The 12,736-nt window shown below is 71.6% G+C and carries 14 protein-coding genes; 3 read left to right on the forward strand and 11 right to left on the reverse strand.

Going from position 1 to position 12,736, the window contains the following annotated elements:
• Positions 1 to 374: 374 nt before the first annotated feature.
• From idi to rsmD, 9 genes are all read right to left on the reverse strand, one after another.
• Entirely contained in the window at positions 375 to 920 is a 546-nt protein-coding gene (idi, locus tag IE290_RS27040; RefSeq protein WP_191247527.1) for an isopentenyl-diphosphate Delta-isomerase, read from the reverse strand.
• Between the two features lie 17 nt (positions 921 to 937).
• The gene (gene mutM, locus IE290_RS27045; protein ID WP_191247528.1) at positions 938 to 1,801 is read right to left on the reverse strand and encodes a bifunctional DNA-formamidopyrimidine glycosylase/DNA-(apurinic or apyrimidinic site) lyase; all 864 of its coding nucleotides are present in this window, start codon (positions 1,799 to 1,801) and stop codon (positions 938 to 940) included.
• 175 nt (positions 1,802 to 1,976) lie between these two features.
• Positions 1,977 to 2,717, reverse strand: a complete 741-nt coding sequence (gene rnc, locus IE290_RS27050) for a ribonuclease III (RefSeq protein WP_094007348.1) — start codon at positions 2,715 to 2,717, stop codon at positions 1,977 to 1,979.
• A 14-nt stretch (positions 2,718 to 2,731) separates the two neighbouring features.
• Positions 2,732 to 2,914, reverse strand: a complete 183-nt coding sequence (gene rpmF, locus IE290_RS27055; protein ID WP_017987516.1) for a 50S ribosomal protein L32 — start codon at positions 2,912 to 2,914, stop codon at positions 2,732 to 2,734.
• Positions 2,915 to 2,989: 75 nt separating this feature from the next.
• On the reverse strand, positions 2,990 to 3,577 hold the full coding sequence (locus IE290_RS27060; protein WP_191247529.1) for a YceD family protein: 588 nt from the start codon (positions 3,575 to 3,577) through the stop codon (positions 2,990 to 2,992).
• Between the two features lie 50 nt (positions 3,578 to 3,627).
• A complete protein-coding gene (locus IE290_RS27065; protein ID WP_191247530.1) occupies positions 3,628 to 4,350 on the reverse strand; it encodes an SPFH domain-containing protein in 723 nt (240 codons plus the stop codon).
• A 115-nt stretch (positions 4,351 to 4,465) separates the two neighbouring features.
• Complete coding sequence (locus tag IE290_RS27070) at positions 4,466 to 4,879, reverse strand: guanyl-specific ribonuclease (RefSeq protein ID WP_191247531.1); 414 nt, start codon at positions 4,877 to 4,879, stop codon at positions 4,466 to 4,468.
• A gap of 83 nt (positions 4,880 to 4,962) precedes the next feature.
• A complete protein-coding gene (gene coaD, locus IE290_RS27075; RefSeq protein WP_094007353.1) occupies positions 4,963 to 5,445 on the reverse strand; it encodes a pantetheine-phosphate adenylyltransferase in 483 nt (160 codons plus the stop codon).
• Positions 5,446 to 5,465: 20 nt separating this feature from the next.
• Positions 5,466 to 6,038 carry a 16S rRNA (guanine(966)-N(2))-methyltransferase RsmD gene (gene rsmD, locus IE290_RS27080; protein ID WP_191247532.1) on the reverse strand — a complete coding sequence of 191 codons (573 nt, stop codon included), beginning with the start codon at positions 6,036 to 6,038 and terminating at the stop codon, positions 5,466 to 5,468.
• Positions 6,039 to 6,156: 118 nt separating this feature from the next.
• Between rsmD and IE290_RS27085 the strand changes: the two genes are divergently transcribed.
• The 3 genes from IE290_RS27085 (at position 6,157) to IE290_RS27095 (ending at position 10,592) form a co-directional block, all read left to right on the forward strand.
• The gene (locus IE290_RS27085) at positions 6,157 to 8,280 is read left to right on the forward strand and encodes a HelD family protein (RefSeq protein WP_191247533.1); all 2,124 of its coding nucleotides are present in this window, start codon (positions 6,157 to 6,159) and stop codon (positions 8,278 to 8,280) included.
• Between the two features lie 112 nt (positions 8,281 to 8,392).
• Positions 8,393 to 9,328 carry a glutamate ABC transporter substrate-binding protein gene (locus IE290_RS27090; RefSeq protein WP_191247534.1) on the forward strand — a complete coding sequence of 312 codons (936 nt, stop codon included), beginning with the start codon at positions 8,393 to 8,395 and terminating at the stop codon, positions 9,326 to 9,328.
• A 274-nt stretch (positions 9,329 to 9,602) separates the two neighbouring features.
• A complete protein-coding gene (locus tag IE290_RS27095; RefSeq protein ID WP_191247535.1) occupies positions 9,603 to 10,592 on the forward strand; it encodes an LLM class flavin-dependent oxidoreductase in 990 nt (329 codons plus the stop codon).
• Here IE290_RS27095 and IE290_RS27100 read toward each other — a convergent pair.
• Positions 10,589 to 11,881 (reverse strand): class I SAM-dependent methyltransferase, encoded by a 1,293-nt coding sequence (locus IE290_RS27100; RefSeq protein WP_308431383.1) that lies wholly within the window; start codon positions 11,879 to 11,881, stop codon positions 10,589 to 10,591. The two genes, IE290_RS27095 and IE290_RS27100, sit on opposite strands and share 4 nt — an antisense overlap.
• 30 nt (positions 11,882 to 11,911) lie before the next feature.
• Positions 11,912 to 12,715 (reverse strand): arginase family protein, encoded by an 804-nt coding sequence (locus IE290_RS27105; protein ID WP_191247537.1) that lies wholly within the window; start codon positions 12,713 to 12,715, stop codon positions 11,912 to 11,914.
• Between the last annotated feature and the right edge of the window lie 21 nt (positions 12,716 to 12,736).

A 12,736-nucleotide genomic window follows, 5' to 3' on the forward strand; every position in this document is an offset into this window, starting at 1 on the left:
GTGGGCCGACGTCCGCGCCCGGCGCCGCGGCAAGGCGCAGCAACGGATGCGCCCATCCGACGGCGCCGGAGCTGAACAAGCACCAGCCGCTCGCCGTTCCGGGAACTGGTAGGCGAACTACACGGCCATCCCGCCGCCGGGCAAGTGCCCAAGGCCGCCGAGTAGCCGGCGCACGGCTTGTCCGAGCCGCTGTGGCCGAGCAGGTCCGGCGCGATCACCGCGCAGTCCCTGGTCAGCGACGCGAGCACGCCCAGCCAGGTGGACGAGTCGTCACCCCTGTCGTGGACGAACAGCGGCGTCGGGCCGCTGCCCGCCATGCGCTGGGCAGCGCCGGTGCGCCCGGAGGCCGGGGATCGCGCCAGGGCGGCCGGCGGTTACCGCTGCCCTGCGCCCACTGAAAGGGTTTCCGCGAGCCGCGGCACTTGCAGCTGCGACCACGGGCTGAACACGAACGGCGTGCGGCTCATGCTCTCCACGAGGTCGGTCCAGGCCGACCACCGCCACTCGCACACCTCGTCCGGCTCCGGTCGCGGGTCGGCGGCCGCCTCGGCCACCCACACCGGGCAGAACTCGTTCTCCACCACGCCTCCGGCGTCCGTCGCCGTGTAGCGGAAGTCCGGCAGCACCTTCCGCAGGCCGGTGACCTCCAGGCCCAGCTCCTGCTTCGCGCGCCGGCCGATGGCCTCCGCCATGTCCTCGCCCGGACCGGGGTGGCCGCAGAACGAATTGGTCCACACGCCCGGCCACGTCTTCTTCCCGATCGCGCGGCGGGTCAGCAGCACGCGGCCGTCCCGGTCGAAGACGTAGCACGAAAACGCCAGGTGCAGCGGGGTGTGCGCGTCGTGCACCGTGCGCTTGGGCGCGGTGCCGATCGGGTCGAAGCGCTCGTCGAGCAGCACCACGAGTTCTTCCTGGGCCACGTGCCCTGCCTTCCGTGTCAGTGGGAGCGGCGCGGCCGGGGCTGGCAGCGCGGGCAGAAGTAGGACGACCGGTTCATGAACGGCTCGCGGCGGATCGGCGTCCCGCAGCGCCGGCAGGGGCGGTCGCCCTGGCCGTAGACGTTCAGCGAGCGCTCGAAGTAGCCGGACTGGCCGTTGATGTTGACGTACAGCGCGTCGAACGACGTGCCGCCCGCCTGGAGGGCCTCGTTCATCACCTCGGTGGCCGCTTCGAGAACGGCCGCGCCCTGCGCGCGGGTGAGCTTCTCGGTGGGGCGGGCCCAGTGCAGGCGGGCGCGCCACAGCGCCTCGTCGGCGTAGATGTTGCCGACGCCGGAGACCAGGGTCTGGTCGAGCAGGGCGCGTTTGATCTCGGTGCGGCGCGAGCGCAGTGCCTTGACCGCCTGGGCCGGGTCGAACGCCGGGTCCCTCGGATCGCGGGCGATGTGCGCGATCGGGGCGGGCAGCAGCGTGCCGTCGGAGTCGACCAGGTCGGCCAGTGCGAGACCGCCGAACGTGCGCTGGTCGACGAACCGCAGCTCGGGCCCGCCGTCGTCGAAGCGGATGCGGACGCGCAGGTGCTTCTCGTCGGGGGCGCCCTCGGGCTGGACGAGCATCTGGCCGCTCATGCCCAGGTGCGCGAGGATCGCTTCCTTGTCGGACAGCTCCAGCCACAGGTACTTGCCGCGGCGCCGCGCGGCCTCGACGCGCGCCCCCGCCAGGCGGCCGGTGAAGTCGTCCGGCCCCAGCTCGTGACGGCGGATCGCCCGCGGGTGCAGCACCTCGACGCGCGCGATCCCGCGGCCCGCCACGTGGGCCTGCAGCCCGCGGCGCACCACCTCGACTTCGGGAAGCTCCGGCATTCCACCACCCTAACCACGACCACCGACAGTTCCCGACGTCCGACCGGGTCGCCTCATGACGACACAGGGTGACGGGGAATCCTCCACGTGGAACACCGAACCGGCACCGGATATGCCGGGAACGACGAAGCCGGGCCGCCGCACCAAGGGCAGCGACCCGGCTCCGGAACGAGAACTACTCCGAGCCCTCCGGCTTGAGCTCCTCGGAAAGCGCTCGCCAGGCCGTCTCGGCGGCCTTCTGCTCGGCTTCCTTCTTCGTGGTGCCCGAGCCGTTGCCCAGATCGCGGCCGGCGACCAGCACCGTGGCGCTGAACTCCTTGCGGTGGTCCGGACCGGTGTCCTCCACCTTGTACTCCGGCACGCCCAGCCCGGCCGACGCGGTCAGCTCCTGCAGGCTCGTCTTCCAGTCCAGCCCGGCCCCGCGCAGCGGCGCCTCCGCCAGCAGCGCGTCGAACAGCCGGTGCACCAGATCGCGCGCCGCGTCGATGCCGTGCGCCAGGTACGCCGCACCGATCACGGCCTCGAGCCCGTCGGCGAGGATGCTCGCCTTGTCCCGGCCCCCGGTGAGCTCCTCGCCCTTGCCGAGCAGCAGGTGCGCGCCGAGCCCGCCGGGGCCCAGCCCACGCGCCACCCCGGCCAGGGCGTGCATGTTGACCACGCTGGCCCGCAGCTTCGCGAGCTGCCCCTCCGGCAGCTCGGGGTGCGTGCGGTACAGGTGGTCGGTGACGACCAGACCGAGCACGGCGTCACCGAGGAACTCGAGCCGCTCGTTCGGCGGCAACCCACCGTTCTCGTACGCGTACGAGCGGTGGGTGAGCGCCAACGTGAGCAGCTCGGCGTCGAGTTCGACGCCGAGCGCTTCGAGCAACGGTTTCGGGTCGGCGGCCGGCCCTCCCGATCTCGACCTGCCCCCCATCCTGGTCAGCGACCTCAGGCGGGCTCGACGACCTGACGACCGTCGTACTGGCCGCAGGTCGGGCAGGCCACGTGCTGCGGCTTCGGCTGCCGGCAGGCCCGGTTCTGGCAGGGCACCAGCTGCACGGGCGTCGCCTTCCACTGCGCACGACGGTGGCGCGTGTTGGAGCGCGACATCTTCCGCTTCGGGACGGCCACGACTGAATCTCCTCATCCACGGTTCGCTCACGCGGGCGCGAGCGTGCTTACTCAATGCTTACGAGCTGATGCCCGTCAGGCTTGCCGGCCGGGCCCGCCCGAGGACGAGTCGTCGAAACGCTCGACCAGCGCGGCCCACCGAGGGTCTATCGTCTCATGCCCGTGTCCGGGCTCGAGATCGGCCCACTTCCCGCCGCATTCGGGGCACAGCCCGGGGCAGTCCTCGCGGCACAGCGGGACCTGCGGCAGGGCCAGTACGACGGCGTCGCGGACCAGCGGTTCGAGGTCGATCCGGTCGTCGACCAGGCGCATGACCTCGTCTTCGTCGGTCGTCTCGTCCGTGGTCGAGTCCGGGTAGGCGAACAGCTCGGTCAGGTCGACCTCGACCTCGTCGGAGATCGGGTCGAGGCAGCGCGAGCAGGCGCCGGTCGTCGGCGCGACCGCGGAACCGCTGACCAGCACGCCCTCGACCACCGACTCGAGCAGCAGGTCCAGCTCGACCTCGGCGCCCTTGGGCACCACGATCACGTCGGGCACGCCCCACTCGACGCCGGTGGGCGCCGTGCGCTGGACGGTGCGGCTCAGGCCGGCGCGGCGGCCCAGCTCGCGCGTGTCGACGACCCACGGGTTGCGGGCGTCGGAAGAGTCATTGTGCTGAGACATGGGTCCGTTGAGTAGAGGGCGGAAGGCAACCCCACCACTCTACGCCGCGATCAGGGCTGGAAGTCGTACAGGGGCGTGGGGCGCTGGCCGAGGCTCGCCGGGGCTCGCAGGTGGTTGCGGCCGGAGTCGACCGTGCGCAGCGTGGTGGACAGCAGCTCGGAGAACTCGGCGAGCTTGCCGTCGACGTAGGCGTCGCAGTCGGCGCGCTGGCGGTCGGCCTCGGCGTGGGCCTCGTCCACGATCCGGGCGGACTCGGCGTGCGCGGCCTGCACGACCTCGGTCTGGGACACCAGCCGGGACTGCTCGTGGCGGCCGTCCTCGACGGCGCGCTCGTAGGCGTCGCGGCCGGCCTGCATCATGCGCTCGGCCTCGGCGCGGGCCCGCTCGGTCAGGTTGTGGTACTCGGCCTGGCCCGCGGCGATCATGCGCTCCGCCTCGGCGCGGGCGTCGGCCATGACCTGCTCGGCGCGCGCCTGCGCGTCGGCGATCATGCGCTCGGCCTCCGCGGCGGCCTCGGAGGTGACCCGCTCGGCCTCGGCGTTGGCGTCGTTGACCGTGGTCTCGGCCTGGTTGCGGGCCTTGTTGATCAGCTCGTCGCGCTGGTCGAGCACGTCCTGCGCGTCGTCGACCTCGCGGGGCAGCGCGTCACGCACGTCGTCGAGCAGTTCGAGGACGTCCCCGCGGGGGACCACGCAGCTGGATGTCATCGGCACCCCGCGTGCCTCTTCCACGATCGTGACGAGTTCGTCCAGCGCCTCGAACACCCGGTACACAGCGACTCCCTAGGTGGCCTTTCCCCATCCGGCTTGACCACCAGTCTGCCCGGTTCGCGGCGCAAAGGGCGGGAGGCGGGACACCGGGCGTGTCCGCCCGGTGCCGCTGCGCTCGTCAGGAATTCACATCGACCAGGTCGAAGCTCGCGTAGTGGTCGGCGGTGTAGAAGTACTCCCCCGCGGAGCCGGTGACGATCCGCCGCGCGCCGCGGTCGTCGCTGCCCGGCGTTTCCACCGTGTACTCGTGGTAGTAGCCGCTCGCGCAGGCCGGCAGCAGCCCCTCGCGGTTGCCGAACACCGTGCCGTCCTGCTCGTACGGGTACGGGCCGCCCTGCTGGATCAGCTCATAGGTGTCGGTGGCCTCGGCGGGCAGCGAGGACAACGCGACCACGGTGAAGCCGGAGGTGTCGCCGCACTCCGCGGCGAGCGTGGTGGCCTGGGCGGGCGCGACCAGGCCCAGACCCGTGAACAACGTGAGGACGAACGCGAGCAGCACGCCGGCCACCCGGGACTTCGCGATGTTGGTCATTTTCGGACCGTAACTCGATCGCGTTACCCGCGGGAGGCCCACAGGTGAACGCGCCCGAAGTCCCGACGAAAGTCGTCGCCCGATCAGGCGCGTTCGGCGAGCTTCGCGGTCAGCCGTTCGAACACCACGCCCGGCACCAGGTTCTTCACGTCGCCGCCGTAGGTGGCGACCTCCTTGACCAGCGAGCTGGACACGAAGCCGTAGGCCGGGTTGTTGGACATCAGCAGCGTCTCCACGCCGGAGAGTTCGCGGTTCATCTGCGCCATCTGCAGCTCGTAGTCGAAGTCGCTGACCGAGCGCAGGCCCTTGGCGATCGCCGCGATGCCGTTCTGCTTGCAGTACTCCACGAGCAGCCCGTGCCAGGAGTCCACCCGCACGTTCGGCAGGTGCGCGGTGATCTCCCGCAGCATCTCCAGCCGCTCCTCGATGGAGAACATGCCCTTCTTGGACTTGTTGATCATGACCGCGACCACGACCTCGTCGAACAGCTTCGCCGCCCGTTCGATGATGTCGAGGTGGCCGTTGGTCACCGGGTCGTAGGAGCCTGGACACACCGCACGCCGCATGTCGCGGACGCTATCAAGCTCTACCCGTCGTGGCGCGGTGAAGTGACGTACTCCGCCCAGTACAACGCCGTGTCGCCGTAGCGCGAGGTGCGCACCGGTTCGAACCCGGCCGGCCACGCCGGTTCGCCGTCCCGCAGCGCGCGTTCGACGATCACCAGCCCGTTCCCGGCGATCCAGCCCCCGGCGGCCAGCGCGGACAGCACCGCGCCGATCTTGTCCGCGGTCACCGAGTACGGCGGATCGGCCAGGACGAGGTGGAACGGCTCGTCGGCGGGCTGCGCCAGCACCGTCTCCACCGGACCGGAGCGCACCGAACCGCCCAGGCCGAGCGCGCTGACGTTGGCCTTGAGCACCTGCACGGCCCGCCGGTCGGACTCGACGAACACCGCCTCCGCCGCGCCGCGGGAGAGCGCCTCCAGGCCGAGCGCGCCGGACCCGGCGTAGAGGTCCAGGACCCGCGCGTCGGTCAGCTCGCCCGCCGCCTCCAGCGCGTTGAACAACGCCTCCCGCACGCGCTCGGAGGTCGGCCGCGTGCCCTGCGCGGGCACCTTGAGCCGCCGCCCGCTCGCCGCCCCGGCCACGATCCTCGTCACACCCCCATCATCGCGCTGTGTTCTGCGCGGTGTTTTGCCCAGGACCCGGTGAACAGCGCGCGGGGCACGCGTAGAGTCAATCTTCCTGTTGCCGGCGAGTGAGCTGTAGGAGCGCTGCGTGTCGGAACCTCGGGTCAGACGGGCCGAGATCGCCATCGAACAACACCACGTGGACCGCGTCTACACCCGGCTCGCCGAACTCCGGGCGCAGGCGGAGGCGATGCGTGCCAAGGGCTACGAGATCGGCCACGGCGCCCAGCGCGAAGCCGTTTTCGAGCAGGCCTCGATGCTGTTCGAGCGCGACATGATGGTCCACCACGCGACCCAGACGCTGCAGACCCTGGACGCCGAGTACGAGGGCCTGGTCTTCGGCCGCCTCGACCACACCAGCGGGGAGAAGATCTACGTCGGACGGCTGGGCATCCGCGACGCCGAGTTCGACAACCTGGTCACCGACTGGCGCGCCCCCGCGGCCGCCGCGTTCTACCAGGCCACCGCCGAGGAACCGATGGACGTGGTGCGCCGCCGCGTCATCCGCTGCTCCGGCCAGACCGTGCTCGACGTGGACGACGACGTGCTGATCCCGGACGCGGTCGGCGACGACATGCAGGTGGTCGGCGAAGGCGCGCTGATGGCCGCGCTGGGCCGGTCGCGCGGCGACAAGATGCGCGACATCGTCGCCACCATCCAGAAGGAACAGGACGAGGTCATCCGCGCTCCGTGGCGCGGTGTCACGGAAATCACCGGCGGCCCGGGCACCGGCAAGACCGCAGTCGCGCTGCACCGCGCGGCCTATCTGCTCTACCGCTACCGCCGCCAGCTCGGCGGGGCCGGCGTGCTGGTGGTCGGCCCGTCCGGGGTGTTCACCAACTACATCTCGCGCGTGCTGCCGTCGATGGGCGAGACGAACGTCGAGCTGCGCGCGCTGGGCGCGGTGCTCGACGGCATCGAGACCGACCGGCAGGACCCGGCGCCGCTGGCCGCGATCAAGGGGTCGCTGCGGATGCGCAAGGTGCTGCTCAAGGCGCTGCGCGACACCCCGCCGGACGTGCCCGACGAGATGCGGATCGTCTACAAGGGCGAGGTCCTCAAGCTCACCCGCAAGGAGCTGGAGAAGGTCCGCCGCAAGGTGCACGGCCACGGCGGCCCGCCGAACCGCTCACGGGTGCGCGCGGCCGAGGCGCTGCTGGAGGCGCTGGCCGACCGCGCCGAGGAGAACGCCCGGGCCGACGGCCGGACCATCGAGCGCGCCGAGCTGATCCACGACCTGGGCGAGCGGATCGACTTCCACCGCTTCCTGGTGGTGTGGTGGCCGGTGCTGTACCCGGGCGAGATCCTGCGCTGGCTGGGCGATCCCAAGCGCCTGACCAAGGCCGCGCGGGGCGTGCTGACCCCGGACGAGGTCGACCTGCTGGCGGCGTCGTTCGCCGACCGCGAGCGCGAGTGGACGGTCGCCGACGTGGCGCTGCTGGACGAGCTGCGCGTGCTGGTCGGGCCGCCGCCCAAGCGCCGCCGCCGGGTGCAGCAGCTCGAGCTGGACGCGGCGCCGCCGGAGCGCGGGTCGGTGGGCAAGCCGCACCGGCCGGAGCACTACGACGAGTACTCGCACATCGTGGTCGACGAGTCGCAGGACCTCTCGCCGATGCAGTGGCGGATGGTCGGGCGGCGGGGCAAGTACGCCAGCTGGACGGTGGTCGGCGACCCGGTGCAGAGCTCGTGGCCGGACCCGGACGAGGCGGCGCAGGCCCGGACGCAGGTGTTCGGCGCGCGCACCCCGATCCGCCGGTACACGCTGCGCACCAACTACCGGAACTCGGCGGAGATCTTCGACCTGGCCGCGCGGGTGGTCGCCGGGCACGCGGCCGAGGGTGAGCTGCCGCGCGCGGTGCGCACCACCGGGATCGAGCCGGACGTGCGGCTGGTCGAGCCCGCCAGCGTGGAGGGCGCGGTGCAGTCGGCGGCGAAGGAGCTGCTGGACGCGGTCGAGGGCACGGTCGGCGTGGTGTGCGCCATGGACCGGGTCGCCGAGGTCGGCACGTGGGTGCAGGCGGACGAGCGGCTCAAGGTCGTCGGCAGCCTGGACGCCAAGGGCCTGGAGTACGACGCCGTCGTGCTGGTCGAGCCGACCGAGCTGATCACCGAGTCGCTCACCGGCCGCCGCGTGCTCTACGTCGCGCTGACCCGCGCGACGCAGCAACTGACCGTGGTGGCCTCCGACGACGACTGGCTGCCTGCGGAATAAATCACGAAAAGAGCGACGCCCGAGTCAGCCTCCGTCAATTCCCGGGCAATTACCATGCACGGCGGGACCGATCGTCTCTTCGTGGTGTCACGGGACTTGGATGGAGCACCTCATGGCAGGTTGGGTGCGTGCTGCGCGCCGTACGGCGGCCTCGATCGGCCTCGCCGTGGCGCTGCTCACGACGGGCGTCGCCTGCACCGGCGACGACAACGCGAGCACCGGTGGTGATGTTTCGGCTGGTCACGGTGTGATCGCTGAGGCGCCGGTGGCCGGTGAGGCGGACCTGGCGGCCAGCCCGACCGCCCAGGCGATCCGGGCCCGCGGCACGCTGATCGTCGGCGGCGACGAGAACCTGCCCCTGCTGTCGCAGCGGAATCCGATCACCGGGAGCACCGACGGATTCGACGCGACACTCGGAAAAATGCTCGCGAAATACATCATCGGTCAGCCGAACGTCAACATCGTGACGACCACACCGGAAACGCGCGAAGCGATGTTGAAAACGGGCACCGTGGACGCGGTGATCCGGATCTACACGATCACGGCGGACCGGGCGCAGCGGGTCGCGTTCGCCGGGCCGTACCTGCTGTCCGGGCAGGCGATCGCGACCCTCAAGGGCACCACGGGCATCGACGACCCCGGTGACCTCAACGGCAAGAACGTCCTCGCGGTGGCGGGGACGACCAGCGTGGCGGCGATCCAGCAGCGCGCTCCCGGCGCGCGGATCACCACGTTCGGCACGGCGGAGGAGTGCGTGCAGGCGCTGGAGCAGGGCAAGGGCGACGCGTACGTGCACGACCTGACCGTGCTGGCGGGCGAGGCTCAGCTGGACTCGAAGCTGCAGATCAGCGGGCAGCCGTTCACCAGCGAGCCGTACGGCATCGGCCTCAAGCTCGACGACGACACGTTCAAGCGGTTCGTCAACGACTGGCTGCGCAAGATCGAGGCGGCGGGGCTGTGGCAGCGCGCCTGGCAGGAGACGCTGGGCACGGTGGTGACCGGCGGGGCACCGACCCCACCGGCGATCGGCTCGGTCCCGGGTTCGTAATAGTCGGCCACCGTCACGGCGTTGGGGACGCGCGCGGTCCTGCTCGTGAGGCGGAGCAGAGCGCGCCCGGACAGGGCGGGGACCTGGCGAGCGCCCTCGGCCAGCCCTCGCCGGCCGAGGCGCGATCTGGGGACCAGGGTCCGCGCGGCGCTCAACGCGGACGCACGGCTGCCGCGCACGTGCTCCGCCCTCGCGCGCTCATACGCGGGGAAAGCGCGCACGTGATCCCAGGCCCGCGGGAAGACCCGTGGCCGGGCGCGCGTTGGACGTTGCCGTGAAGCCGCTATCCGACGTCGCGCTGTCTGTGCTGGATCTGTCCCCCATCCCGAGCGGCGCGGACGCGCGCACCGCGCTCCGCAACACCGTCGAGCTGGCCCGGGGGACCGAGCGGCTCGGCTACCGGCGGTTCTGGGTCGCCGAGCACCACAACATGCCGGGCATCGCGAGTTCGGCCACGACGGTCCTGATGAGCCACGTCGCGGCGGCGACCGAGACCATCCGGGTCGGGTCCGGCGGCATCATGCTGCCCAACCACGCGCCGCTCGTGGTGGCCGAGCAGTTCGGGATGCTGGAGGCCTTCCACCCCGGCCGCATCGACCTCGGCATCGGCCGGGCTCCGGGCACCGACCAGCGCACGGCGATCGCGTTGCGCGGCTCGGCGCAGGCGCTCGGCGCGGACGACTTCCCACAGCAGCTGTCCGAGCTGATGGCCTACTTCGACGGCGAAGGCGCGGTGCGCGCGGTGCCCAGGTACAAGCCGCCGGTGTGGCTGCTCGGGTCGAGCGGGTTCAGCGCGCGCCTGGCCGGGTCACTCGGGCTGCCGTTCGCGTTCGCCCACCACTTCAGCGCCCGCAACACGATCCCGGCGGTGGAGCTGTACCGCGAGTCGTTCCGGCCGTCGGAGGCGCTGTCCGAGCCGTACGTGATGCTCGGCGCGGCGGTGATCTGCGCGGAGACCGACGAGCGGGCGCGGTGGCTGGCCGGCCCGAGCGGCCTGCAGTTCCTCCAGTTGCGGCGCGGCAACCCGATCCCGCTGCCGACGCCCGAGGAAGCCGCCGGGTACCCGTACTCGGAGATCGACTGGCACTTCGTGGACGAACGCCTGGGCACGACGATCCACGGCTCACCCTCGACGGTCCGCAAGGGCCTGGAGACGCTGGTCGGCGACACCGGCGCCGACGAGATCATGATCACCACGATGGTGCACGGCGAGGCCGACCGCCTGCGCTCCTACGAGCTGGTGGCCGGCCTCGTCCGCGACTAGGACAGCCAGGCGCTGCGCACCGGCGGCATCCCGCTGCCGCCGCGGGAGGTCGGCTTGACCGCGAGGATCTGGTTCACCCCGATGGCCCCGCTTTCGAAGCTCAGCGCCGACGCGGCCATGTACAGCCGCCACACCCGCGCCCGTCCGGCGCCGCTCAGGCGGACCGCTTCGGCCCAGTTCGCCTCCAGGTTCGCCACCCACGCGCGCAGCGTGCGCCCGTAGTGCTCGCGCAGCGCCTCCACGTCACGCACCTCGAAGCCGGCCTCCTCGATCGCCGCGGCCATCACGCTCACCGGCTCCAGCTCGCCGTCCGGGAAGACGTACCGGTCGATGAACGACGTCTTCTGGTTGCGCGGCGGCACCGACGGGTGCCGCGAGATGGCGTGGTTGAGCAGCCGGCCCTCCGGCCGCAGCAGCTCGAACAGCGAATTCGCGTACACGGGCAGCATCGACGCGCCCACGTGCTCGGCCATCCCGATGCTGGAGATCGCGTCGAACGGCCCGTCGGACACCTCGCGGTAGTCCTGCACCCGGATCTCCACCAGGTCCGACAGCCCCTCCTCGGCGACCCGCTTGCGCGCGAAGTCCGCCTGCGCCTGCGACAGCGTGACGCCGACCGCGTGCGCGCCGTACTCCTTGGCAGCGTGGATGACGAACGTGCCCCAACCGCAGCCGACGTCGAGCACCCGCATCCCCTGGCGCAGCCCGAGCTTGCGCGCCACCAGGTCGACCTTCGCGGTCTGCGCCTCCTCGAGCGTGGTCTCCGGCTTGGGCCACACCGCGCACGAGTACGTCATCGACGGCCCGAGGACCAGCGCGTAGAAGTCGTTGCCCACGTCGTAGTGGTGCGAGATCGCGGCCGCGTCGCGGCGCCGGGAGTGCCTGCGGCCGGCGAGCTTGATCTCCTCCGGCGGCGGCTTCGGCGGGAAGCCCACGGCACCCAGCTTCAGCGCCGCCTTGGCGAGATCGCGCCGCACCGCCCAGGTGAGGTCCACGTCGAAGTCGACGTCGTAGACCAGATCGTGCAGCCTCTCCAGGGCTTCCACGAACGGCCCTTCGACGTCGAGTTCGCCCGCGACGTGCGCCCGCGCCACGCCCAGCTCGTTCGGCGCCCACAGCAGGCGCCGCAGCGCGCGGCGGTGTTTGAGGTGCAGCACCGGCGCGTCCGGCGGCCCGGTTTCACTGCCGTCCCAGCAACGAATCCGGATCGGGACGTTCTGGCCGAGCGCCGTGTGCAGGAGTTCCCCTACGGCGCCGGCGACTCCACCTGCGCTACCCACGAACTTCATTCAAGCACGCGGACGGCGAAATCGCTTGTATCAGCGAAGTAATTCACCAATGGTGTGCAGCACAGGTTCTAAAATCACCAGATCATCCCGTTTGCCGGAAACGCATTCGGTGATCGCCGCGCCCACGACCTCGAACTCCGCGAGCGCACGCAGCCCGTCGACGAGCTGTGACACGCTCAGCCCATCGGGTTCCGGGTAGTCCATTCCGGCGAACGCGGAGGGGTCCAGGACATCGAGATCGACGTGGACGTACAGCCGTTCGATACCGGCATCCCGGACTTCGGCGACAATCCGCGACGGGTCCCCCGAAACCAGCCGGACCCGGCCCGCCTCGATTTCGTCCCGTTCCGCCGGATCCAGCGCCCGCGTGCCGACGAGCACCGCACGGCCCGGCTCGACCGCGGGCGCGGCCGCGAACGCCGGATCGCCGCCGCCGAGCAGCGACCGGAGCACCATGCCGTGGTAGGCGCCGGACGGTGAGCTGGCCGGGGTGTTGAGGTCGGCGTGCGCGTCGAACCACACCACGCCGAAGCGTTCGCCGTGCCGAGCCCGGGCCGCGGCGACGGGCACCAGGTCGGCGGCGCAGTCGCCGCCGATGGTGAGCACCGGGCCGTCGGCGAGGGCCTCGGTGTGCCGCTTCCTGTTGTCCAGCAACGCTTCCCGGTTCGCGACCCCGTCCACGACGGGCGTTTCGCCCGCCTCCAGACGCACCTCGCGCACCGGCGCCCCGAGAACCTCCGCCGCGAGCGCGGAAAGGGCCCGGCACCCCGCGGGCAGATCGCCCGCCCGGGGTGTCCGGGCCCCTTGCCACTGCGGCACCGCTTGGATCAGCACGCACCGACCCTAACGACGGCA

Source organism: Amycolatopsis deserti, from assembly GCF_014653945.1.
In the GTDB taxonomy this organism is placed as follows: Bacteria; Actinomycetota; Actinomycetes; order Mycobacteriales; family Pseudonocardiaceae; genus Amycolatopsis_E; species Amycolatopsis_E deserti.

What these genes read in the sequence shown, in the direction of transcription:
- IE290_RS27100 (WP_308431383.1), bottom strand. Translation starts at nt 11,881, where the DNA reads ATGAAGTTCGTGGGTAGCGCAGGTGGAGTCGCCGGCGCCGTAGGGGAA.
- rnc (WP_094007348.1), bottom strand. Translation starts at nt 2,717, where the DNA reads ATGGGGGGCAGGTCGAGATCGGGAGGGCCGGCCGCCGACCCGAAACCG.
- coaD (WP_094007353.1), bottom strand. Translation starts at nt 5,445, where the DNA reads ATGCGGCGTGCGGTGTGTCCAGGCTCCTACGACCCGGTGACCAACGGC.
- mutM (WP_191247528.1), bottom strand. Translation starts at nt 1,801, where the DNA reads ATGCCGGAGCTTCCCGAAGTCGAGGTGGTGCGCCGCGGGCTGCAGGCC.
- IE290_RS27070 (WP_191247531.1), bottom strand. Translation starts at nt 4,879, where the DNA reads ATGACCAACATCGCGAAGTCCCGGGTGGCCGGCGTGCTGCTCGCGTTC.
- IE290_RS27090 (WP_191247534.1), top strand. Translation starts at nt 8,393, where the DNA reads ATGGCAGGTTGGGTGCGTGCTGCGCGCCGTACGGCGGCCTCGATCGGC.
- IE290_RS27060 (WP_191247529.1), bottom strand. Translation starts at nt 3,577, where the DNA reads ATGTCTCAGCACAATGACTCTTCCGACGCCCGCAACCCGTGGGTCGTC.